Origin of the sequence: Streptomyces sp. CMB-StM0423 (assembly GCF_002847285.1) — a bacterium.
Taxonomy (GTDB): Bacteria; Actinomycetota; Actinomycetes; order Streptomycetales; family Streptomycetaceae; genus Streptomyces.
Genome location: NZ_CP025407.1, coordinates 1887287 through 1910409, shown reverse-complemented (window position 1 = coordinate 1910409; position 23123 = coordinate 1887287). Strand labels below are relative to the sequence as shown.

Below are 23123 nucleotides of genomic sequence, written 5' to 3'. Positions count from 1 at the left end.
GGGCAGCGGCGTTACCGGCCGGAGTCGCCCTTTCCGGGCGCCGCCGCGCGGAGGAAGTCGGCGGCGACCGGGCCCGCGTCCTTGCCGCCGGAGCCGCCGTCCTCGATGAGCACGCTGAACGCGAGGTCGGCGCCCTCCAGATAGCCGGTCATCCAGGCGTGGGTGCGCGGAGGGCTCTGGGTGCCGAACTCGGCGGTGCCCGTCTTGGCGTGCGGCCGGCCCGGGAGCCCCGCGAGCGCCGAGCCCGAGCCGTCGGTGACGACGCCGCGCATCAGCGAGCGCAACTGCTCATAGGTGCGCGTGTCGAGCATCTCCGGCGCCCGGTACGGCTCGTCCACCGCGTCCGGCACCAGCACCGGCTGGCGGAACCGGCCGTCCTTCACCGTCGCCGCCACCGACGCCATCACCAGTGGGCTCGCCTCCACCCGGCCCTGCCCGATCATCGCCGCCGCCTTGTCGTTCTCACTCTCGGCCGCCGGCACGCTGCCGTCGAAGGTGGCCGCGCCCACCTGCCAGGTGCCGCCGATGCCGAAGGCGCGGGCGGTGCGCGTCAGGGTCCGCTCGTCCAACTCGTCGCGCAGGCCGACGAAGGCGGTGTTGCAGGACTGCGCGAACGCCTCCGCGAAGGTGGCGCCCGGCGGCAGGCCGAACTCGTCCTGGTTCTCGAAGCGTTGCCCCGCCACGTTCGCCGCCGCCGGGCAGGCCACCCGGTCCCCGGCGGCAAGACCGCCCTCCAGAAGCGCCGCGGCGGTGACCGTCTTGAAGGTGGAGCCGGGCGGGAAGCGGCCGGTCAGCGCGTGGCTCTCGCCGGCGTCAGGGCTGTCCGCGACGGCCAGCACCCGGCCCGTACCGGGGTCGATCGCGACGATCGAGGCGCTCTTGCCGAGCCCGCCGACCGCCTCCTCCGCGGCCTGCTGCACACCCGGGTCGATCGTCGTACGCACCGGCTTGCCCGCGCCCGGCTTCTTGCGGGCCAGGGTGCGCACCGGGGCGCCCGTCGCCCGGTCGGCGATCACCACCTCGGCGCCGGGCGCCGCGTACAGCCGCTTGTCGTAGCGGGCCTGCAGCGCCGAGGCGCCCCTGCCGGAGTCCGGCGCGACGGCGCCGACCAGGGAGCGGGCCAGGTGCGCGACGGGTCGCCGGGAGTCGACGAACTGCAGCCCGGGAACGGCCAGCAGCCGGTCGCGCTGCTGCCGGTAGACCTCGTCCCGCAGCGTGACCACCGGCACCGACTCGTCGGGGTCCGCGGCGGCCACGTGCTTCTTCAGCCGCGGGACGTCGAGGTCCGCGCCGAGCGCGGGGTCGGCGAGGGCCGCGTACGCGCGGCCGGGGTCCGACAGCTTCGCGGGCCAGATGGAGACGGCCCACACCCTGGCGTCACCGGCCAGTTCTGAGCCGTCGGCGGCGAGTATCGGGGCGCGCTCGGCGCGCCGGGTGGTGGTGACGAGGGTCTGGTGGCGGCGCAGCGCGGGGTGCACGAGCCGGGGCTCCCAGCGCACCTGCCAGCCACTGCCCGCCCCGTTGCCGCCGGTCCCCCCGTCGTCGCCCTTGCCGTGAGACGGGGGCAGGGCCACCGCGCGGGTCTCGTACTCCCAGGTGCCGAAGTCCGGCAGCCGGAGCCGGACGGAGAACGGCACGGTGTACGTGCCGTCGCCGCCCTTCTCGGCGTCGTCGAGGGAGACGAGCACGTCCTTCGGGTCCAGCCCGCGGTGTACGGAGTCCAGCAGGTCGGCGGCGGCCCGGGGCCGGTCGGTGTGGCTCGCGGCCCCCTCGCTGTCGCCGCGCGCCCAGGCGGCCACGTACGCCCGCACCTCCTCCTGCGCGTCGGCGGCGGCGTCGTCGTCACCGCCCATCACGTACGCGATGCTCCCGGCCAGCACCCCGGCCGCGACCACGACAGCCCCGGCGACCAGGGCCCACTGGGACCGTGTGCGTGAGGGCGGGGCCAGATCCATGCGGGCATCCTAGGGCGTCGCCCCCGCCGCCCAGAGGACGCCAACAGGCCGTCCGCGGACGGCTGTCGGCCACCGCCGGCGGCCCGGGGCGGTCAGAGCCAGCCCGCGTACTCCAGGTGCAGTTCGCCGCCGTTGCGGTCGCCGCGGGCCAGGGCCGTCACGCCCGTCGCGACGCAGCGGAACAGCGTCCAGCCCCGCAGCCGGTCGCGGTCGACGTCCAGCGCGTCCGCCAGCTTCGTCAGCCGCCGCCGGGTCGCCGCAGCCGCGCCCGGCGCGGCCACCAGGGTGTCGACGCGGTCCCGCGCCGGCCAGGCCAGGTCGTACGCCCGCTCGCCCACCAGCGGCCGCGGCCCCACCGCGAGCCACGGCATCCGCTCGGCGGCCAGCACGTGCCCCTGGTGGTAGTCCCCGTGCAGCAGCACGTCGGGCCCCGCCGCCGCCCGGTCGCCGAGCAGCGCCTCGCGCCGGTCCAGCGCCGCGTCGACCAGCTCCGCGTACGGCTCGGTGCGCAGCGCGCGCAGCCGGTCCGCGAGCCGCCCGGTGTGCTCGGCCACGGTCGGCAGCGGGTGGTCCGGGGGCGGCACGGTCCACAGCCGCTGCAGTGTCGCCGCCGCCTCCAACTGCGCCTTCGCCTCCGCCAGCGAACGGAGGCTGACGTCCGCCTGGAGCCGTTCCAGCAGCAGTGCCCCCGAGGCGGCCTCCGCGCGCAGCAGCCGCACGGCGCCGACGCCGTTCCAGTGTTCCAGCGCGCGCTGCTCGGCCGCGATCCGCTCCGGCTCGTACGCGACCTTGAGCGCCGCCGGAGTGCCGTCCTCCTGCCGTACGAGGACGAGGACGCTGGTCCTGCCGCCCGGCGCGTGCACCCGCTCCGGGACCAGCTCCCAGCGCCGCAGGAGCCCCTCCACCAGCCCGGACAGCCCCGCGAGCCAGGCGCGGCCCGGGTCGCCGTGGGCGGAGACGTGGCGCACCAGGCGCTCCGGCGGCTCGGCCCTGTACTGCGGTGCAGATGCCATGCGGGCGGTGTCCTCTTGCTGGGTCGGGCCGGGCGGGCGGGTCAGTCCTCGCGGCCGGCGCCCTCCTGCCGGCCCGCGGGTGCGGTGTCGGGCGTGCGTTCGGCCAGCCCAGGGAAGGCTACGCTCCCGCCGCGCCAGCGTGCCGCCCGGACCGCCGCCTCGCGCAGTGCGGCCGCCGCGTCGCGGCGCAGCTCGCCCTCCGCGGCGCGGACGAGGTCGGCGTAGCTGCCCGCGATCCGGTCCTCCAGCTCGGTCGCCAGCCGTACGGCGGCGGCCTCGTCCGGCACCTCGAACGGCAGCGCGTACGCGGCGGCGGCGGGCTGCGGCCGGTCGCCGAGGTCGCTGACGACGCGGCTGAGGGCGTCGCGGCGGGCGCGGTGGGCGTCGTAGCCGGCGCGTGCCTGGTCGGCCAGGCCGCCGGCGCGGGCGCCGACGACGCCGTAGCCGTAGACGGCGGCGTGCTCGGCGGCCAGTGCGCGCTGCGCCGCGGCGCGGGCCTCGTCGGACGGTTCGCTCACGGTGCCTCCTGGGGTACGGGACGGGGGCGGCCCGCCGCCCGGCCGCCGCGCTGGGTACGGCGCCCGCCGCGGCGCCGGAGGGCGGGCCCCGTAGCACTCACGCCATCGCCCCGAGGAGGTAGACGTGGGCCGCGCCCGCCGCAGCGACCGAGGCCAGCAGGCCCGCGAACTCCCCCGGGGCCGCGGTCAGGGCGGCGGTGTGGGCGTCGGCGGTGCGTTTCTCCGCGGTTGCCAACTCGGCGACGGCCTGCGCCGGTTCCGCGGGCACCGGCTCGCCGCCGCGCTTCTTCGCGGGCGGCGGGGGAGCGGCGTCCGCGCGGTCGCCGGGCCCTTCCGCCCCCCGTTCCGGGGACGCGGCGCGGGTGTCCGCGGGCAGGCCGCGGGCCAGGGCGGCCACGTGCTGGGCCACCTCCGCGCGCAGCGGGCCGAGCGCGTCGGCCAGGCGGGGGTGGGCCGCCGTCGTCGCGTCGTAGCGCCGCAGGAGTAAGCGCGATTCGTCCGCGGCGCGGCGCCGGAGCCGTTCGGTGCGCGCGGGGTCGGGATCCCCGTCGCCGCCGCCGTCTCCGGAACAACTCGTGGTGGTGCCTGTCGCCGCCAGCAGGGCGGCACCGGCCAGCACGGTCCTTCTCGCCGGGAGTCCCTTGATCCGCACGAGCCGAGCGTACCGGTGGGCAACGCACAGGTCGTGGAGCGGATACGCTTTGACCGGACACGTGACGTCACACAACAGCACACGCGGCCGAGGAGTCACCCGGATGAGCACCACCCAGAACGAGAGGCTGCGGGATCTGCTGGAGCCGCTCGTCAAGGAACGCGACCTCGATCTGGAGGAGATCGCGCTCACCCAGGCGGGCAGGCGGCGTGTCCTGCGGGTCGTGGTCGACGCCGACGACGGCGTGGGCCTCGACACCTGCGCCGACTTGAGCCGGCGCATCGCCGAGGAGCTGGACGCCTCCGACGCCATGGGCGACCGCCCGTACGTCCTGGAAGTCACCTCTCCCGGTACGGACCGCCCGCTGACCCTGCCGCGCCACTACCGTCGTGCCGCGGACCGTTTGGTCAAGGTGCAGCTACGGGAGGGCGGCGAGGTCGTGGGACGGATCACCGCGGTGGACGACGCGGGACTGGACCTGGAGGTGCCGGGGGTGAAGGGTCGTAAGCCCGGTGCCCGGCGACTGGAGTTCGGCGAGATCGCCACGGCCCGGGTCGAGATCGAGTTCAACCGCAAGGTGACGAAGGACGAGGAGGGTTCGTAGCAGTGGACATCGACATGAGCGCGCTGCGCGGCTTGGTGCGGGAGAAGGAGATCTCCTTCGACCTGCTGGTCGAGGCCATCGAGTCGGCCCTCCTCATCGCGTACCACCGCACCGAGGGCAGCCGCCAGCAGGCCCGCGTGGAGCTGAACCGGGAGACCGGGCACGTCACGGTGTGGGCCAAGGAGGACCCGGACGACGTGCCGGAGGGCGGGGAGGCGCGCGAGTTCGACGACACCCCGTCGGGTTTCGGCCGGATCGCCGCCACCACCGCGAAGCAGGTCATCCTGCAGCGGCTGCGGGACGCCGAGGAGGAAATCACCTTCGGTGAGTACGCGGGCCGCGAGGGTGACATCGTCACGGGCGTCGTGCAACAGGGCAAGGACCCGAACAACGTGCTGGTCGACATCGGCCGGCTGGAGGCCATCCTGCCGGTGCAGGAGCAGGTGCCGGGCGAGGAGTACAAGCACGGCACCCGGCTGCGCACGTACGTGGTGCGGGTGACCAAGGGCGTACGCGGCCCGTCCGTGACCCTGTCGCGCACACATCCGAACCTGGTGAAGAAGCTCTTCGCGCTGGAGGTGCCGGAGATCGCCGACGGCTCGGTGGAGATCGCGGCCATCGCCCGCGAGGCCGGGCACCGCACGAAGATCGCGGTACGGTCCACGCGCTCCGGGCTGAACCCGAAGGGCGCCTGTATCGGGCCGATGGGCGGCCGGGTGCGCAACGTGATGGCGGAGCTGGGCGGCGAGAAGATCGACATCGTCGACTGGTCGGACGAGCCGGGCGAGCTGGTCGCCAACGCGCTGTCGCCGGCGCGGGTGACCAAGGTCGACATCGTGGACCTGGCGGCCCGCTCGGCGCGGGTGACGGTGCCGGACTACCAGCTCTCGCTGGCGATCGGCAAGGAGGGCCAGAACGCCCGCCTGGCGGCCAGGCTGACGGGCTGGCGCATCGACATCCGCCCCGACACCGAGCAGCCGGCGGACTGACGCCGGGGTCCGGTACGCGGGCCGGGCGCCGTCCGCGCCCGGCTCCGGGGCTGGCGGCCGGCCGGCGAAAACCGGGTCGCACCGCCGGGCGTAGATCACGTATCGTCGGGCCCGCCGTGGGCTGTGCCTTGCCGTGGGCGAAAACAGCCGTTCGATCGGTACCCCGAGGCGGTGCCTGTCGGCCGTGGAGGTAGACTTGAGCGTGTCTGGCCGGACGCGCGCCCGGGGCTGCCCCGAGCGCACCTGCGTGGGGTGCCGGGTGCGTGCGACCAAAGGCGATCTGCTGCGTGTGGTGGAGGTCGGGGGCGCATGCGTCCCTGATCCCCGCGGTACGCTGCCCGGCCGGGGCGCATATCTGCACCCCGTCAAGGCATGCCTCGACCTGGCGGTCCGCCGCCGGGCGTTCGTCCGGGCCCTGCGGGCCCAGGGCCCGCTCGGCACCGCGGACGTGGACCGTTTCGTGGAGCAGCAGGCCGTGGAGGCAGACATGAGCACGAAGAACACGAGCGCCGCGCGGAACCCCGCGCAGCCAGGTACCTCGCGAGTCGGAAGTGGGTCGAGATTGCGATGAGCACTCGATGAGTACGCGATGAGTACGCCCATGCAGAAGTAGCGAAGGTCCGGCGGACACCCCCGGACCAGAAGGAGCGAAGTGGCTAAGGTCCGGGTATACGAACTCGCCAAGGAGTTCGGCGTCGAGAGCAAGGTCGTCATGGCCAAGCTCCAAGAACTTGGCGAATTCGTCCGCTCGGCGTCCTCGACCATCGAGGCGCCGGTTGTACGCAAACTGACTGACGCATTCCAGTCCGGCAACGGCTCGGCTGCGGCCAAGCCCGCCGGCAAGCCCGCAGCGCCGAAGAAGGCCGCCGCCAAGCCCGGCGTCCCCGGCGCACCCGCGGCGAAGCCCGCCCCCGTCAAGCCCGAGCAGGCCGCGGAGCGCAAGCCCGCGCCGCGCCCCGGCGCCGACGCCGGCAGGCCCGCACCCGGTCCGGGCCCCCGCCCGGCTCCGGGCCCGACCCCCCCGGCGCAGAAGGCCCCGGCGCCCGAGGCGCCGGAGTTCACCGCACCGCCTGCCGCGGACCGCGGCGGCGCCCCCAAGCCCGGCGTGAAGCCGGGCCCGCGCCCGCCCGCCCCCGCGCGTGGCGGCGGCGGCCAGGGCGGCGGCCGGCCCGACAGCGGCGGCGGCCGTCCCGGCGGCGGGCGCTCCGGTGCGCCCAGCCCGCGTCCCGGCGGCAGGCCCGCGGGCCCGCGTCCGGGTAACAACCCCTTCACGTCCAGCGGCTCCACCGGCATGGCCCGCCCGCAGGCCCCGCGCCCGCAGGCCCCCCGCCCCGGCGGCGGCGGTCAGGGCGGTGCGCAGGGCGGCGGTCCGCGCCCGCAGGCGCCGGGCGGCTCCCGGCCCACCCCGGGCGGCATGCCCCGGCCGCAGGGCGGTCAGGGCGGCGGCGCGCGTCCCGGCGGCCCGCGCCCGAACCCCGGCATGATGCCGCAGCGCCCCGCTCCCAGCGGGCGCCCCGGCGCCCCGGCCGGCGGTCGTCCCGGCGGCGGTGGCCGTCCTGGCGGCGGCGGTCCCGGCGGTCGTCCGGGCGGCGGCGGTGGCGGCGGTCGTCCCGGCGGCGGTGGCGGCGGCTTCGGCGGTCGTCCCGGTGGCGGCGGTGGCGGTGGCGGCGGCTTCGGCGGTCGTCCCGGCGGCGGTGGCGGCGGTGGCCGTCCCGGCTTCGGCGGCCGTCCCGGCGGTCCCGGTGGCCGCGGCGGCACGCAGGGCGCCTTCGGGCGTCCGGGCGGTCCGGCGCGCCGCGGTCGCAAGTCGAAGCGGCAGCGCCGCCAGGAGTACGAGCAGATGCAGGCGCCGTCCATCGGCGGCGTGATGCTCCCGCGCGGCAAGGGCGAGACGGTCCGTCTCTCCCGCGGCGCGTCGCTCACCGACTTCGCGGAGAAGATCAACGCCAACCCGGCGTCCCTGGTCCAGGTGATGTTCAACCTGGGCGAGATGGTCACCGCGACGCAGTCCGTCTCCGACGAGACGCTGAACCTCCTGGGCGAGGAGATGAACTACACCGTCCAGGTCGTCAGCCCGGAGGAGGAGGACCGCGAGCTCCTCGACTCGTTCGACATCGAGTTCGGCGAGGACGAGGGCGGCGAGGAAGCGCTCGTGGCCCGGCCCCCGGTGGTCACCGTCATGGGTCACGTCGACCACGGCAAGACGCGCCTGCTGGACGCGATCCGCAAGACCAACGTCCTGGAGGGCGAGGCCGGCGGTATCACCCAGCACATCGGCGCGTACCAGGTGGCGACCGAAGTCAACGGCGACGAGCGCCGGATCACCTTCATCGACACCCCGGGTCACGAGGCGTTCACCGCCATGCGTGCCCGCGGTGCGAAGGCGACCGACATCGCGATCCTCGTGGTCGCGGCCAACGACGGCGTGATGCCGCAGACGGTCGAGGCGCTGAACCACGCCAAGGCGGCCGACGTGCCGATCGTCGTCGCGGTCAACAAGATCGACGTCGAGGGCGCGGACCCGACGAAGGTGCGCGGCCAGCTCACCGAGTACGGGCTGGTGGCCGAGGAGTACGGCGGCGAGACGATGTTCGTCGACATCTCCGCCAAGCAGGGTCTGCACATCGAGAACCTGCTGGAGGCCGTCGTCCTCACCGCGGACGCCAGCCTGGACCTGCGCGCGAACCCGAAGCAGGACGCCGAGGGCATCGCGATCGAGGCCCACCTCGACCGCGGCCGCGGCGCCCTGGCGACCGTGCTGGTCCAGCGCGGCACGCTGCGGATCGGCGACACGATGGTCGTCGGCGACGCCTACGGCCGCGTGCGCGCCATGCTCGACGACCTGGGCAACCCCCTGGACGAGGTCGGTCCCTCGACCCCCGCCCAGGTGCTCGGTCTGACCAGCGTCCCCGGCGCCGGGGACAACTTCCTGGTGGTCGAGGAGGACCGTACGGCCCGCCAGATCGCCGAGAAGCGCGCCGCGCGCGAGCGCAACGCCGCCTTCGCCAAGCGCACCCGCAGGGTGTCGCTGGAGGACCTGGACAAGGTGCTCAAGGCCGGCGAGGTGCAGCAGCTCAACCTCATCATCAAGGGCGACGCGGCGGGTTCCGTCGAGGCGCTCGAGTCCTCGCTCATGCAACTGGACGTCGGTGAAGAGGTCGACCTGCGCGTGCTGCACCGCGGCGTCGGTGCGGTCACCGAGACCGACATCGACCTGGCCACGGGCTCGGACGCGATCGTGATCGGCTTCAACGTCCGCGCCGAGGGCCGGGCGACGCAGATGGCCGAGCGTGAGGGCGTCGACGTCCGGTACTACTCGGTGATCTACCAGGTCATCGAGGAGATCGAGGCCGCGCTGAAGGGCATGCTCAAGCCGGAGTACGAGGAGGTGGAGCTCGGCACCGCCGAGATCCGCGAGGTCTTCCGCTCCTCCAAGCTGGGCAACATCGCCGGTGTGCTCATCCGCTCCGGCGAGGTCAAGCGCAACACCAAGGCCCGGGTCATCCGCGACGGCAAGGTGGTCGCGGAGAACCTCAACATCGAGGGTCTGCGCCGCTTCAAGGACGACGTCACCGAGATCCGCGAAGGCTTCGAGGGCGGTATCAACCTCGGAAACTACAACGACATCAAGGTGGACGACGTCATCGCGACGTACGAGATGCGCGAGAAGCCGCGCGCCTGATCAGCAGCACCGCCGGCCGGGGGCGGCCCTTCACGAAGGGCCGCCCCCGCGCCGCCTTCCATCCCGTATATCCCGTACCGGCGGGTGATCCGGACACACGTGTACGTAGGGACGCTTTCCTGCGACTTCCTCCTCGGCGACGTACGGTCGCTGAAGGAGAAGCGCTCCGTCGTCCGCCCGATCGTCGCGGAGCTGATCCGCAAATACGCGGTGACCGCCGCGGAGGTCGGGCACCAGGATCTGCACCGCCGGACCGTGATCGGGCTGGCAACCATCTCCGGGGACGCCGGGCACCTCACCGACATGCTGGACCGGTGCGAGCGGATGCTCGCCGCCCGGCCGGAGGTGGAGCTGCTGTCCGTACGGCGGCGGATCCACCACGAAGACGACGAGTAGACAAAGTGGGCAAGGAGACGGACCAGTGGCCGACAACGCACGGGCGAAGCGCTTGGCGGACCTCATCCGTGAGGTCGTGGCCGAGAAGCTGCAGCGGGGGATCAAGGACCCGCGGCTCGGCTCCCGGGTGACCATCACCGACACGCGTGTGACCGGGGACCTCCGGGAGGCGACCGTCTTCTACACGGTGTACGGCGACGACGAGGAGCGGGCGCAGGCCGCGAAGGGGCTGGAGAGCGCCAAGGGCGTGCTCCGCTCGGCGGTCGGCGCCGCCGCCGGGGTGAAGTTCACCCCGACGCTCGCGTTCGTGCCGGACGCGCTGCCCGAGAACGCCAAGAACATCGACGACGTCCTGGAGCGCGCCCGGCTCCAGGACGAGCAGGTGCGCAGCACCGCCGCGGGCGCGGAGTACGCGGCGGGGGCGGACCCGTACAAGCGGGACCGCGACGAGGACGACGAGGACGACAGCGCGGACGGCAAGGCGGACCCGGGCGAGCCGGGCCCCGGCGCGGCGCGCGATGATGCGGACGGGGGCCCGGCGGGGTCATGAGGGGGAAGCCGACCGGCCCGGACGGCCTTGTCATCGTCGACAAGCCGGCCGGGCTGACCTCGCACGACGTCGTCGGCCGGCTGCGTCGGCTGGCCCGTACCCGGCGTGTGGGCCACGCCGGGACGCTGGACCCGATGGCGACGGGCGTACTCGTCCTCGGCGTGGAGAAGGCGACCCGGCTGCTGGGCCACCTCGCGCTCACCGACAAGGAGTACCGGGCCACGATCCGGCTCGGCCAGACGACGGTGACCGACGACGCCGAGGGCGACGTCACCGCCACCGCCGACGCCGGTGACCTGCCGCCGGGCGCGGTCGATGCCGGCATCGCCGGGCTGACCGGCGACATCATGCAGGTGCCGTCCGCCGTCAGCGCGATCAAGGTGGACGGCAAGCGGTCGTACAAGCGGGTGCTCGACGGCGAGGCCGTGGAACTGCCGGCGCGGCCGGTGACCGTCAGCACCTTCGTGCTGCACGACGTGCGGACGGCGACGGCCGCGGACGGCACCCGGGTGACGGACCTGGACGTCACGGTCGAGTGCTCCTCGGGCACGTACATCCGCGCCCTGGCCCGCGACCTCGGCGCAGGACTCGGCGTCGGCGGCCACCTCACCGCGCTGCGCCGCACCCGCGTCGGCCCGTACGGGCTGGACGGGGCGCGGACGCTGGAGCAGTTGGAGGAGCGGCTCGGCGTGCTGCCGATCGGGGACGCCGCGGCGGCGGCCTTCCCGCGCTGGGACGTGGACGCCGAGCAGGCGCGGCTGCTGTCGCACGGGGTGCGGGTGGTGGTGCCGGAGGGGCTGGCGGAGGGGCCGCACGCGGTGTTCGGCCCGGACGGGCGGTTCCTGGCGCTGGTGGAGCCGGCCGGGGGGCGGGCGAAGGCGCTGGCGGTGTTCGCGTAGTCAGCGGTGCCGTTCGCGTGGTCCGCCGGGCCGCGGGGCGGTCGTGCGGGGGTACGTGACCGCCGCTCCGGTCCTCCGCGGTGGCGTGGATTCCGCCGAACGGGTGTCCCGGGGGGCGCATCGCGCCATTCGTCGTTTCCCGTGATCAGGCGGTGGCAAGCCATGCCCTGGGGCTCACCCGGGGAGGCTGGCCGTTGCCGTATTCATCGCCGCCGCCGCGCGCGCCCGGCACCGTCGTCCGCATCCGCGACCTGGCCGGGCGCCCGCGGGGCACCGGATTCCTCGTGGACGCCGAGGGCACGGTGCTCACGAGTCACGAGGCCGTGGACGGACTCGCCCGGCTGGTGCTGCACGCGCCCGGCGACGCGCACACCTGGCTGGTCGAGTCCGCGGACGTCACCTCGCTGCCGGGTGCGGACCTGGCTGTCGTACGGGCCCCGGGGCTGGCCGGCGCCCGGGCCTTCGCGCTCGCCGCCGCGGTGCCCGAAGACGGCACGGAGGTGGCCGTCGCGCTGCCCCTGGCGCGGGTGCCCGGGCGGGTGGTGGCCGCGGCGGCGGCCACGTACACCGCGACCGACCGCTACCACCTCGTCGACGGAGTGCTGCAACTCGCCCTGGCCCCGCACGAGTCGCTGCGCGCGGGCGGCGAGGCGAGCGGCGCGCCGGTCGTGGACGCCGCGAGCGGGGCGGTGGTCGCCGTGGTCGGCACCGCGCTGCACGCGGACCGCGGCGGGGTGGCCCACGCGGTGCCGCTGCGCGGGGCGGCGGACGATGCGGCGGGGACGCTGGGCGCGGCGCTGGACCGGGGCGGGGCGCAGGTGGCCGCGTACGGGCGGGACTTGAACCTGGCGGGGGCGGTCGAGCTGGGGGAGGCGGGCGGTGGTGCGGCCGCGGGAGCCGGAGGCTTCTGGGGAGCCGCGGGAGCCGGGGGAGTTGCGGCTGCGGACCGGGTCGCGTGGGCCGCAGCCGCCACGGTCACTCGCGGTGCGGCGGGGCCCGGGGGAGCGGCGGTCGCGGGCGTCGCGGAGGGCCTGGGTGCCTGCGTCGGCGCGGCACTTCCGGGTGGCTCCTGCGCGCATGTGTGGGGGCCGCCGGTGGAACGGCGAGGGGTGGGGACGGAGTTCGGGCGGTTCTTCGGCGGTGGGGCGCACGTTCTCGCGCTCGCCGGCGGGCCCGGCACCGGGCGGTCGACCGAACTTGCCGGGCTCGCGGCCCGCCGCGCCGCGGAAGGCGCGCCCTCGGTGCGCCTGCGCGGCGCGGATCTGAAGGTCGCGGACGCCGGTGTACGGGATGCCGTGGCCCGGGCGCTGCGCGACGCCGCGCGGGTGGTGGCCGCGGCGGCGGGCGCCGCCGGCTGCGCGGGCGACCCGGCGTCGGCCACCGCGGAGGCGGTCGCCGCGCAAGCGCACGTCGCGGGGCGGCCGTTGCTGGTCCTGCTCGACGGTCCCGAGGAGATGCCGCCGGTGCTGGCGGCGGCGCTGGGGGAGTGGACGGCGCACACGGCGGAGTGGCTGGGCGAGCACGGCGTACGGCTGGTGCTCGCGTGCCGGCCGGAGTACTGGGAACGGGCGGGTGCGCTGTTCCCCGCGGGGATGCTGCACGCGGGGCGGTCGGGTCCCGACGCGCTGCCGCCGTGTGTCCCGCTGGGGGACTTCACCCCGGCAGAGGCGGCACGCGCCCGCACCCACTACGGCCTCCCGGCCACCGCCCTCCACGGGGCGGAGTCCCGCCACCCGCTGACGCTGCGGCTGCTGGCGGAAGTCCGCGCGGCGCTGCCGCGGGAGGGCGAGGCGGCGGAGCCGGGCGGGGGAGGGGCGGACCGGGGCGGGACGCAGGAGGCGCGCGGGGGCGCGGCGGCCCCGGCGCAGGCCCCGGGCGCGGGCGCCGGGCTGGTGCCCGCAGCGCCGTTGCCGGGTGAGCCGGGCGCGGCAGCGGGTTCCGCCGGGTACGGGACGGAGCGGACGGGTGCCGGGCAGGGAGCGGGGCCCGCGGGCGCCGGACCGGGGTCCGCGGCACCGCTGGCGGGCGGGGCGGGTCCGGACCTGGGCGATAGTGCCTCCGCGCCGGGCGGGTCCGGGGCGGCAGCGGCTTCGCCGCGGGCCGGGGTGGGAGCGGGTGCCGCAGCGGCCCCGGGGCCGGCTGCCGCTGCTGCGGGGCCGGGCCGTTCCGCTACCGCGCCGGGTGGTGCCGGGGCGCGGCGGTGGGAGGTTTTCGAGGCTTACCTTGCGCTTGTCTCTTTGCGCATCGCCTCCCGGCTCGTCCGCGGCGCCGGTCCCGGCGGGCCCCGGGGGGCCGCCGTCTCGCGGCTGGCCGTGTACGTCGCCGGGCAGGTGCATGAGGCGGCGCGGCGGTGTCTGGGGCCCGGGCAGGGGGAGTTGGAGCGGGCGGCGTTCGAGGAGCTGTTTCCCTGGCGGGTGCCGGACCATCTCGCCGGTCTCACCGGGTGGGCCTCCGCGGTGCTCGCCGAGGGGCTGCTGGTGCCCGCGGGTGCCGGGTACCGGTTCGCGCACGAGGAGTTCGCCGACTGGCTGCAGGGCGCCCACCTCGACGTCGACGCCGCCCTCGCCGTGCTCGTCCACCGCACCTCCGAGCGCTGGCGCCCCGGAGACCTGCCGTCCTCCGCGGACGGCGGCGCCGCGCGGCGCGCGCTGCCGGTGCCGCCGCACCGGATCGGGGCGTGCGTCGAGGCGCTGCTCCTGCTGGAGCGGCGGCACGGCGGTACGGAGCTGGGCCGCCGGCTGACGGACCTGCTGGGCGCCGCCGACGCCGCGGTCAGCCGCCGCACGTCGTTCCCGGAGCCGGGCCACGGTTTGCCCCCCGGGGCCGACGGCGGCTGGTGGGCCGCCCATCTGCTCGGCGAGACCCTGCTGCGGGTGCCCGACGCCCGCCCGTACCGGCGGGTGCTCCGGCGCCTCGCCGCCTGCCTCGCCGGGCACGCCGCCCGCTTCGGCGGCACCGCGCAACTCCCCGCCGTGCTCGCCCTCTTCGGCCCGTCGTTCTTCACCCGGCTGCCCCTCCCGCTCGCCGACCGCCTCGACCTGCTGCGCCGCCTCGTGCCCGCCGACACCCGCCGCCCGTCCACGTACCTGACCGCCGCCGGGGAGCTGCTGCACGCCGACCCCACCCCCGCGCAGCGGCTCCTCGTCGGCTGGTTCGACGACGAGCGCGCGCTGCCCGCCGAGGGCGCCACCGTCGCCGACGCCGCCCAGGCGCTCCTCCACACCCACCGTGCCCGCGCCGTGGACGACCTCGCCGACGCCCTCGTCGCCACCGCCCACCCTCGTGCCGGCGAACTTCTCGCCGCGCTCGCCGAGGACGAGCCGTCCGCCCTGTGCCGCGCCGTGGACCGCTGGGCCCGCGACCCCCGCCCGGAGCGGCGGGTTGCCGCCGCGGCGTACGCGCCGAAGACCGCCCGGCACGCGCGCGGCGCCGCCGACCGCGCGCTGCTGCGCTACGCCGCGCAGGCCCTGCTCGCCCACGCCGGCGACGACACCCTCCACGGCCCCGCCCTCGCCGTGCTCCTCCGCGACCCCGAGAGCCGCCCCGCGCACCTCGACCGCGCCCTCGCACTCCTCGCCGGCGACGACCCGCACCTCGCCCCCGCCGACTTCGCCCCCGCGCTCGCCACCCACCCCGGGCCCGTGCTCGACGCCTTCCGGGACCGCCTCCACCAGTCCGGCAACGGCGCCGCCGACGTGCTGCGCACCCTCGCCCGCGTCCGCGCCGACGCCCCCGCGCTGGCGCGCAGCGCCGCGGACCTCGTCCGCGAGTACGTCGGGCACCACCCCGAAGGCGCCGCGGCCGCCGCCGACTTCGTGGACCGGCGGCTGGAGCACGGGCAGGGCGACCGCGCCGTACTCCTCCCGCTCGCCGTCGAGCTGCTGACCGCGCACTCGCCGGTGGTGCGCCGCGCGCTCGCGCCCGTCGTCGCGGACCCCGGCACCCGCACCTCCGGTGCCCTGCGCAGCGAACTGCTCGCCGTGCTCCTGGACCGCGAGCGCGAGCCCGCCGTGCTCGACGCCCTGCTCGCCGCCGTCGGCCGCGCCACCGGGCGGCGCACGGAGTGCGGCACCCGGGACCTCGTCCGGCGCATCGGGCTGCTGCTGTCCCGTACCCCGGAGGGGGCGGCGGTCTTCGACCGGCGGCTGGTGGCCCTCGCCGCCGAGCTGCCCGCGTTCGCGGCGCAACTGCGCGGCTGGCTGGCCGCGGACCGGGACGGCTGGGCGGTGCTGCTGGGGCCGAGCGCGCAGCTCGCCGTGGGCACGGCGCACCCGCGGCGCGCGTCCTGAGCCCGCGGGCGTGCGGCAGAAGACGGCGGAGTCGGTACGGACCGCCCGTACCGCCGCACGAAACCGGCCGTCCCGCCGGGCGGACCGGCGCCCGGCTCCTGCGCTCGACCGCGAGCATGGCAGTCTTGTGTTCCACAATCCTGTACGGGGCAGGCACGACAACGGCGGACCGAGGAGCGGGCAGAGTGCAGCGCTGGCGTGGCTTGGAGGACATCCCCGAGGGGTGGGGGCGCAGCGTCGTCACCATCGGCTCGTTCGACGGCGTGCACCGCGGCCACCAGCTCATCATCGGCCGGACAGTGAAGCGGGCCCGGGAACTGGGCGTGCAGTCCGTCGTGGTGACCTTCGACCCGCACCCCATGGAGGTCGTCCGCCCCGGCAGCCACCCCCCGCTGCTGGCCGCGCACCACCGGCGGGCGGAGCTGATGGCGGACCTCGGCGTGGACGCGCTGCTGATCCTGCCGTTCACCGCGGAGTTCTCGAAGCTGGCGCCCGCGGACTTCGTGGTGAAGGTGCTGGTCGACAAGCTGCACGCGCGTGTGGTGGTGGAGGGCCCGAACTTCCGCTTCGGCCACAAGGCCGCCGGCGACGTCGCGTTCCTCACCTCCCTCGGCGAGACGTACGACTACACGGTGGACGTCGTCGACCTCCAGGTCAGCGGCGCCGCGGGCGGCGGCGAGCCGTTCTCCTCCACCCTCGCCCGGCGGCTGATCGCCGAGGGCGACGTCACCGGGGCGGCGGAGGTGCTGGGGCGGCCGCACCGCGTCGAGGGCGTCGTCGTACGCGGCGCGCAGCGCGGCCGCGAGCTGGGCTTCCCGACCGCCAACCTGGAGACCCTGCCGCACACCGCGATCCCCGCCGACGGGGTGTACGCGGGCTGGCTGGAGGCCGCGGGCGACCGGCTGCCCGCGGCGATCTCCGTCGGCACCAACCCGCAGTTCGACGGCACGGAGCGGACGGTGGAGGCGTACGCGCTCGACCGCGACGACCTCGACCTGTACGGGCTGCACGTGGCCGTCGACTTCCTCGCCTTCGTCCGCGGCCAGGAGCGCTTCGAGACCGTTGAGGACCTGAAGGACCAGATGCGCCGCGACGTCGACGCCTGCCGCGAGCTGACCGCGGCCCGCTGACGGCGCCCGCCCGGTGCCCCGGCAGGCGCCGCCTGCCGTCCTACGCCGGCGGGGCCGCCGCCGCCGTCCCGGCCAGGTGGCACGCCACCCCCGGCCGGGTCCCGTCCAGCACCGGCAGGTCCGTGCCGCGGCAGGCGTCCGCGACGCCCGCCGACGCCGCCTCGCCGGAGGCGAGCTGCTGGCAGCGCGCGTGGAACCGGCAGCCGCCCGGGATCCGCGCCGGGTCCGGCGGCTCGCCCGTCAGCACCACCGGCGCCGTCCCCGACTCCGGCAGCACCGACAGCAGGGCCTTCGTGTACGGGTGCCGCGGCGCCGTCAGCACCTCCTCCACCGGGCCCGCCTCCACGATCCGGCCCAGGTACATCACCGCGACCCGGTCCGCGATGTTCCACGCCAGCCCCAGGTCGTGCGTGACGACCAGTGCGGACAGCCCCAGTTGGTCGCGGAGCCGCAGCAGCAGCGCCAGGATCTCGCCGCGCACCGAGGCGTCGAGCGAGGCCACCGGCTCGTCGGCGACGATCAGCTCCGGGTCGAGCACCAGGGCCCCGGCGATGACGACGCGCTGCCGCTGGCCGCCGGACAGCTCGTGCGGGTAGCGCAGGAAGAACCGCTCCGGCGGGCGCAGCCCGGCGCGGGCGAGCGCGGAGGCCACGGCGGCGCGTTCGTCGCCGCGGTGGCCGTGGATGCGCAGGCCCTCGGCGACGGCGTCGTAGACGGTGTGCCGCGGGTTGAGCGAGCCGCTGGGGTCCTGGAGCACGAGCTGCACCCGCCGCCGGTACGCCTTGAGCGCCCGGCCGCCGTACGCCAGCGGGGAGCCGCGGAACGCGACCGTGCCCGCGGTGGGGCGGACCAGGCCGAGGAGCGCGCGGGCCAGGGTGGTCTTGCCGCATCCCGACTCGCCGACGAGGGCGACGATCTCGCCGGGGCCGATGGCGAGGTGCACGCCGTCGACGGCCCGCGCGGGGGGTGCGCCGTGCCGCCCGGGGAAGACGACCCGCAGCCCGTCGGCGGCGAGCAGCGGCCCGGCGGCGGGGGCGTCTTCGCCGCGTACGGCCGCGGGCCCGGGCTTGCGCAACCCGGGGCCTCCGGCACCGGCCGCGATCCCGTTCGCCGGCTCCTTGCCCGGGGCCGCAGGCGCCCCCGCGCGTACGTCCCCGTCCGCCCCCGGCGCCCCCGCGTCCTTTGCCTTCTCCGCCGACTCCCCGCTCACCGTGCCTCCTTGACGCTGTCCACGTGTACGCACGCGGCCCGCCGCCCCGGGCCCGCCTCCCGCAGCCGCGGGTCCGCCGTCGCGCAGGTCTCCAGCGCCACCGGGCAGCGCGGGTGGAACGCGCAGCCCGGCGGAAGCCGGGCCGGGTCCGGCGGATCGCCGGGCAGGCCCTGCGGGGCGCGGCGGTCGGCGGCGCGGCCCACGGTCGGGAACGCGGCCGCCAGCGCGCCGCTGTACGGGTGCTCCGCCGCCGTGAACACCGTCTGCGCCGGGCCCTCCTCGACGATCCGGCCCGCGTACATGACCGCCAGCCGGTCGCAGGTGTCGGAGAGCACCGCCAGGTCGTGGCTGATCATCAGCAGGCTGATGCCCTGGTCGGCGACCAGCCGCTCGATGAGCCGCAGGATCTGCGCCTGGATCATCACGTCCAGCGCCGTCGTCGGCTCGTCGGCGACGATCAGCCGCGGGTCGCACGCCAGCGCCATCGCGATCATCACCCGCTGCCGCTGGCCGCCGGACAGCTCGTGCGGGTACGCGCCGCCGCGGGCGGCCGGCAGCCCGACCTGCTCCAGCAGCCCCTCCGCCCGCCGCCGGGCCGCGCTCTGGGAGGTCTCCAGCCGGTGCAGCAGGATCGGCTCGGCGATCTGGTCGCGGATGCGGTGGACGGCGTTGAGCGAGTGCATCGCGCCCTGGAAGACGATCGACGCGCCCGCCCAGCGCACCGCGCGCAGCCGCCCCCACGACATCGTGAGCACGTCCTCGCCGTCGAGCAGGATCTCCCCGCTCAGCCGCGCGGAGTGCGGCAGCAGCCGCAGCAGTGCCAGCGCCAGGGTCGACTTGCCGCAGCCCGATTCGCCCGCCAGGCCGAGCTTCTGCCCCGCGGCCAGGCTGAGGTCCACGCCGCGGACCGCGGGGACGGCGGCGGCGCCCGTACCGTACGTCACGTGCAGGTCGCGCACGTCGAGGAGCGTCACTTCGCCACCCCCAGCTTCGGATTGAGCACGGACTCCAGCGCGCGCCCCGACAGCGTGAAACTGAGTGCGACCACCGCGATGGCGATGCCCGGCGGCACCAGGAACGACCAGTGCCCGGAGCTGATCGCCCCCGCTTCACGGGCGTCCTGGAGCATGCCGCCCCAGGAGATGACCTGCGGGTCGCCGAGGCCGAGGAACGCGAGCGTCGCCTCGGTGAGGATGGCCTCGGAGATGACCAGCGTGGTCTGGGCGAGGACCAGCGGCATCACGTTCGGCAGGACGTGCCGGAGCATGATGTGCGTGTGCCCGCCGCCGAGCGCGCGGGCGCGTTCGACGTACGGGCGGGCCTCGATGGCCAGCGTCTGCGCCCGTACCAGCCGCGCGGTCTTGGGCCAGGCGGCCACGCCGATCGCGATGATGACGGTGGTGACCGACCGGGACATCACCGTGGCCAGCACGATCGCCAGCACCAGCGTCGGCATGACGAGGAAGAAGTCGGTGACGCGCATGGTCACGCCGGAGAGCCAGCCGCCGTAGTGTCCCGCGACCATGCCGACGAGGGTGCCGATGCCGACGGTCAGCGCGGCGGCCAGCAGCCCGACGGTGAGCGAGATGCGCGCCCCGTAGACGAGGAGGTCGAGCACCGAGCGGCCGAACTGGTCGGTGCCCAGCGGGAACTCGGTGCTGGGGTCCTCCAGCGCGGTGCCCGGCGCGTCGGTCACGCTGTCGGCGTCGGAGCCGACGAGCAGCGGCGCGGCCAGTGCCACGAACGCGATGACGACGAGGGCGACGAGGCCGACGAGCCCCGCCCGCTGCTTCCGGTACGCGCGCCAGAAGCGGGCCGTGGAGCGGCGCCGGCGCGCCCGGGCCAGCGCCCGCGGGTCGGCGGCGGGAGGTCCTGCGGCCGGGGGTTCCGAGGCAGGGGGTTCCGTGGCAGGGGGTTCCGTGGCGGGCGGGATCTTGGGCTCGAAGCCCGGCTCCTCGCCCAGTGCTTCCGTACTCATCGGCCCACCCGGGGATCGAACAGCGGATAGATCAGGTCGGCGACCACGCTCGCCAGGATCATCGAGCCCGCGTAGACGATGAACAGGCCCTGGATCAGCGGCAGGTCGGGGATGCTGAGCGCCTGGTAGAAGAGCCCGCCCAGGCCGGGCCAGGAGAAGACCGTCTCCACCAGGATCGAGCCGGCCGCGATGAAGCCGAGGTTGACGAAGACGAGTGTGATCGTCGGCAGCATCGCGTTCGGCACGGCGTGCCGGCGGCGTACGAGGTCGTCGCGCAGCCCCTTGGCACGGGCGGCCGTCAGATAGTCGCTGCCCATCTCGTCGAGCAGCGAGGAGCGCATGACCAGCAGCGTCTGCGCGTAGCACGCGGCCACGAGGGTGAGCACCGGCAGGAACATGTGGTGGATCACGTCCACGACGTACGCGAGGCCGTGCTCGTCGCCCGACTCCATGCCGCCGGTGGGGAAGAGCCCGGGGACGGGGCCGATGCCGACGGAGAAGACGATGATGAGCAGCATCCCGAGCCAGAAGTGCGGCACCGACCACAGGATGAGCGCGATGCTCGTGTTGACCTTGTCGCCGAGGCCGCCGTGCCGCCAGGCCGCGCGCGTGCCGAGCCAGAGCCCGAGGGCGCTGTAGAGCACCACGGCCGTGCCGGTGAGCAGCAGGGTGGCCGGCACGCGCTCCCAGATGAGGTCGAGGACCGGCTTGTTGAACTGGTACGAGTCGCCCAGGCTGCCGGTCAGCGCGTCGCCGACGTAGTGCGTGAACTGCTCCCACAGCGGCAGGTCGAGACCGTACTGCCGGCGCAGCGCGGCGAGTTGCTCGGCGTCGACCTTGCGGCCGTGCGTCATCGTCTTGACCGGGTCGCCGGGGATGATCCGGAAGAGGAAGAAGCTGGTGACGAGGATGGCGAAGAGGGAGACCGCGGCGCCGGCGAGCTTGCCCGCCACGTAGCTGAGGTAGGCGCGGCGGGAACTGCCCGCGGAGCCGCGGGCGTCGGGCGCCGTTTTCGCGGCGGCGGGGGTGACGGATGCGTCTGCCGTAGACATGGCCCTCGCTTTGCTGGGGTGCCGTCCGGGGTGCGTGGCGCGCGTGCGGCGCGCGCGGGTGGGGTGCGACTGGGGGCGGAGGTCTCGGGCGGTGGGGTCGGGCCGGCGGGGTGTCCGGCGCCGCGGCGCCGGACACCCCCCGGGTGGCGAGGGTGCGTACGGGCTACTCGCGGTCCTCCGCGGTGGCCCGGCGGCGCAGCGTGAAGAACACGCCCGCCGCGACCACCACGACGACCGCCGCGCCGCCGCCGAGCACCACGCCCATCGCCGAGCCGCCGTCGTCAGACGCCTTGGCGGCGGGGACCGCGGTGGCCCAGCTCCAGGAGCCGTCCTGGCCCCAGATGTTGCCGTTGCCCGCGGGCATGGCGGTGATCGACTCGATGTGGTCGGTGCGGTACGCCTCCACGGAGTTCGGGTACGCCAGCACGTTCATGTACCCGGTGTCGTAGAGCACCGACTGCATCTCCCGGACTATCTCCGCGCGCTTGGCCGGGTCGTCGTACGCGGCCAACTGCTCGGCGTAGAGCCGGTCGTAGTCCTTGTTGCAGATGAAGTTGTCCGTCTGCCCCACCACGTCCTCGGACTCCGGCAGCGCGGCGCAGGTGTGGATGGCCAGGACGAAGTCCGGGTCCGGGTTGACCGACCAGCCGTCGAAGGCGAGGTCGTACTCACCGGCCACCCACGGGTCGCCCACGTTGTCCAGGCACTGCAGGTCCAGGCCGATGCCCAGCTCGCCCCACCACTCCTCCAGGAACTTGCCTGCCGCCTTGTCCTTGGGGTCGGTGGAGTGGCACAGCATCCGGAAGTTCAGCGGCTCGCCGTCCTTGCCGACGCGCTTGCCGTCCTTGAGCTTGTAGCCCGCCCGGTCCAGCAGCCGCGCCGCCTTCTCCGGGTCGTAGCCGATCTTCTGCTCGGCGGACGGCTTCCAGTGGTAGTCGGCGAACCGCGGCGGGATGTAGCCCTCGCCTTCGACGCCGTGCCCCTGGAGCACCTTGTCCACTATCGCCGTACGGTCCACCGCGAGGAACAGCGCCTCGCGCACCCGCGGGTCGAGCAGCGCCGGATGGCCGTCGCCGAACTTGCGGCCCCCGACGTCCCGCGCCCCGGGGTTGGTGGCGATGGCCCAGAAGCGCCGGCCCTGGCCGTCGTTCACCTTGATGTCGGGCTGGCCCTTGAGCGACGCGGCCTGCGCCGGCGTCAGGTCCGGCACGAAGGAGACCTCGCCCTTGCGCAGGGCGGCGACGGCGGCGTCGGTCTCCTTGTAGTACTTGAACGTCACCTCGTCGAACTTCGGCTTGCCCCGCCAGAAGTTCCCGTTCGGCTCGAAGGTGACGTGCGAGTCGGTCCTGAAGGCCGTGAGCACGTACGGGCCGCTGCCGACGACCGGGAAGTCGGAGTCGTTGTTGAACTTCCCGAGGTCGTCGACGTCCTCCCAGACGTGCTTGGGCACGATCGGCAGGTCCATCGAGTTCATCGTGGCCTGCGGCTCCTTCAGCTCCACGACGAGCGTGCGCGCGTCGGGCGCCGAGACCTTCGCGAAGTTGGCGACGTACGAGCCGTTGGCCGCGCCCGCGGCCTCGTCGGTCATCATCGTGTCGAACGTCCAGCGGGCGTCCTCCGCGGTCAGCGGCTTCCCGTCGGACCACTTCACGCCGTCGCGGATGGTGTACGTCCACGTCTTGCCCGCGTTCGAGGGCTCCCACTTCTCGGCCAGCCCCGGGACGGGCTCCTGCGTCTTGACGTCGTAGTTGACGAGCGAGTCGTACATCAGCCGGTTCAGGCTCGTGGCCACGAGGGTGACCGCGAGGAACGGGCTGAGCGAGTCGACGGACTGCGCGACGGCGGCCGTCAGGACCGTCTTGTCGCCGTCGTCGCCCCCGTCGTCCTGGGCGGAGGTCGCCGCGGCCGGTCCCGCGGTGGCGGCGCCGAGCAGCGCGAGGGCGGCGGCGCCCGCGCAGAGCGCGCGGCGCAGCCGGCGGCCGGAGCGGGCGGCGGGGGTCGGTCGGTGGAGTGGGCCGGGCGTCGGGGCGTTGTCGTCGGTGGGCTGCATGACACCTCGCGGTCTTCAGGGGGCGGGATGCCGGCTGACCGGCCTGGCGGTCGGGTCTGTCTAGCGAGGTTGGTCTAAACATGTCAACGATCGTGACCGGCCTGTACGAGGGCGATACCCCGCTGAAACGCGAATGAGGCCCGCGCCTTCAAAAAG

At 75.4% G+C, this 23123-nt stretch carries 17 protein-coding genes and 1 pseudogene; 9 read left to right on the top strand and 9 right to left on the bottom strand.

Features of this window, described 5'->3' with window-relative positions; all coding sequences use genetic code 11:
• Positions 1-11: 11 nt before the first annotated feature.
• The 4 genes from CXR04_RS07945 to CXR04_RS07930 all read right to left on the bottom strand — a co-directional run bounded on the left by CXR04_RS07945 (position 12) and on the right by CXR04_RS07930 (position 4138).
• Positions 12-1955, bottom strand: a complete 1944-nt coding sequence (locus CXR04_RS07945; RefSeq protein ID WP_101421161.1) for a penicillin-binding transpeptidase domain-containing protein — start codon at positions 1953-1955, stop codon at positions 12-14.
• 92 nt (positions 1956-2047) lie between these two features.
• Entirely contained in the window at positions 2048-2968 is a 921-nt protein-coding gene (locus CXR04_RS07940; RefSeq protein WP_234380111.1) for an aminoglycoside phosphotransferase family protein, read from the bottom strand.
• Positions 2969-3009: 41 nt separating this feature from the next.
• Positions 3010-3486: a ferritin-like domain-containing protein gene (locus tag CXR04_RS07935; protein WP_101421159.1), complete on the bottom strand. Its 477-nt coding sequence runs from the start codon at positions 3484-3486 to the stop codon at positions 3010-3012.
• Positions 3487-3583: 97 nt separating this feature from the next.
• Positions 3584-4138, bottom strand: coding sequence for a hypothetical protein (locus tag CXR04_RS07930; protein ID WP_234380110.1), 555 nt, complete (start codon positions 4136-4138; stop codon positions 3584-3586).
• A gap of 103 nt (positions 4139-4241) precedes the next feature.
• Between CXR04_RS07930 and rimP the strand changes: the two genes are divergently transcribed.
• From rimP to CXR04_RS07880, 9 genes and pseudogenes are all read left to right on the top strand, one after another.
• Positions 4242-4742 carry a ribosome maturation factor RimP gene (gene rimP / locus CXR04_RS07925; RefSeq protein ID WP_101421157.1) on the top strand — a complete coding sequence of 167 codons (501 nt, stop codon included), beginning with the start codon at positions 4242-4244 and terminating at the stop codon, positions 4740-4742.
• A gap of 2 nt (positions 4743-4744) precedes the next feature.
• The gene (gene nusA / locus CXR04_RS07920; RefSeq protein ID WP_101421156.1) at positions 4745-5731 is read left to right on the top strand and encodes a transcription termination factor NusA; all 987 of its coding nucleotides are present in this window, start codon (positions 4745-4747) and stop codon (positions 5729-5731) included.
• A gap of 202 nt (positions 5732-5933) precedes the next feature.
• Positions 5934-6200, top strand: a pseudogene (locus CXR04_RS07915) (YlxR family protein); the annotation flags it as partial.
• A gap of 183 nt (positions 6201-6383) precedes the next feature.
• A complete protein-coding gene (gene infB, locus CXR04_RS07910; protein WP_101421155.1) occupies positions 6384-9413 on the top strand; it encodes a translation initiation factor IF-2 in 3030 nt (1009 codons plus the stop codon).
• 99 nt (positions 9414-9512) lie between these two features.
• Positions 9513-9809, top strand: coding sequence for a DUF503 domain-containing protein (locus CXR04_RS07905; RefSeq protein WP_101421154.1), 297 nt, complete (start codon positions 9513-9515; stop codon positions 9807-9809).
• 25 nt (positions 9810-9834) lie between these two features.
• Positions 9835-10359, top strand: coding sequence for a 30S ribosome-binding factor RbfA (gene rbfA / locus CXR04_RS07900; RefSeq protein ID WP_101421153.1), 525 nt, complete (start codon positions 9835-9837; stop codon positions 10357-10359).
• Positions 10356-11258 (top strand): tRNA pseudouridine(55) synthase TruB, encoded by a 903-nt coding sequence (gene truB, locus CXR04_RS07895; protein WP_101421152.1) that lies wholly within the window; start codon positions 10356-10358, stop codon positions 11256-11258. The genes rbfA and truB overlap by 4 nt, the downstream gene beginning before the upstream one ends.
• A 194-nt stretch (positions 11259-11452) precedes the next feature.
• Complete coding sequence (locus tag CXR04_RS35670) at positions 11453-15547, top strand: trypsin-like peptidase domain-containing protein (protein WP_234380109.1); 4095 nt, start codon at positions 11453-11455, stop codon at positions 15545-15547.
• A 185-nt stretch (positions 15548-15732) separates the two neighbouring features.
• A complete protein-coding gene (locus CXR04_RS07880) occupies positions 15733-16677 on the top strand; it encodes a bifunctional riboflavin kinase/FAD synthetase (RefSeq protein WP_101421151.1) in 945 nt (314 codons plus the stop codon).
• A gap of 40 nt (positions 16678-16717) precedes the next feature.
• Here the strand turns inward: CXR04_RS07880 and CXR04_RS07875 are convergent, their stop codons facing one another.
• The 5 genes from CXR04_RS07875 to CXR04_RS07855 form a co-directional block, all read right to left on the bottom strand.
• Positions 16718-17887, bottom strand: a complete 1170-nt coding sequence (locus CXR04_RS07875) for an ABC transporter ATP-binding protein (RefSeq protein ID WP_442802361.1) — start codon at positions 17885-17887, stop codon at positions 16718-16720.
• Positions 17884-18861: an ABC transporter ATP-binding protein gene (locus CXR04_RS07870; protein ID WP_101421150.1), complete on the bottom strand. Its 978-nt coding sequence runs from the start codon at positions 18859-18861 to the stop codon at positions 17884-17886. Before CXR04_RS07870 ends, CXR04_RS07875 begins: the two co-directional genes overlap by 4 nt.
• Entirely contained in the window at positions 18858-19865 is a 1008-nt protein-coding gene (locus CXR04_RS07865) for an ABC transporter permease (RefSeq protein WP_101421149.1), read from the bottom strand. The genes CXR04_RS07870 and CXR04_RS07865 overlap by 4 nt, the downstream gene beginning before the upstream one ends.
• Positions 19862-20917: an ABC transporter permease gene (locus CXR04_RS07860; protein ID WP_101421148.1), complete on the bottom strand. Its 1056-nt coding sequence runs from the start codon at positions 20915-20917 to the stop codon at positions 19862-19864. The genes CXR04_RS07865 and CXR04_RS07860 overlap by 4 nt, the downstream gene beginning before the upstream one ends.
• Before the next feature lie 163 nt (positions 20918-21080).
• Positions 21081-22967, bottom strand: a complete 1887-nt coding sequence (locus CXR04_RS07855; RefSeq protein WP_101421147.1) for an ABC transporter substrate-binding protein — start codon at positions 22965-22967, stop codon at positions 21081-21083.
• Between the last annotated feature and the right edge of the window lie 156 nt (positions 22968-23123).

Coding starts and splice junctions, on each gene's coding strand:
- truB (WP_101421152.1), top strand. CDS start 10,356: ATGAGGGGGAAGCCGACCGGCCCGGACGGCCTTGTCATCGTCGACAAG.
- CXR04_RS07855 (WP_101421147.1), bottom strand. CDS start 22,967: ATGCAGCCCACCGACGACAACGCCCCGACGCCCGGCCCACTCCACCGA.
- CXR04_RS07940 (WP_234380111.1), bottom strand. CDS start 2,968: ATGGCATCTGCACCGCAGTACAGGGCCGAGCCGCCGGAGCGCCTGGTG.
- CXR04_RS07860 (WP_101421148.1), bottom strand. CDS start 20,917: ATGTCTACGGCAGACGCATCCGTCACCCCCGCCGCCGCGAAAACGGCG.
- CXR04_RS07865 (WP_101421149.1), bottom strand. CDS start 19,865: ATGAGTACGGAAGCACTGGGCGAGGAGCCGGGCTTCGAGCCCAAGATC.
- rimP (WP_101421157.1), top strand. CDS start 4,242: ATGAGCACCACCCAGAACGAGAGGCTGCGGGATCTGCTGGAGCCGCTC.
- CXR04_RS07945 (WP_101421161.1), bottom strand. CDS start 1,955: ATGGATCTGGCCCCGCCCTCACGCACACGGTCCCAGTGGGCCCTGGTC.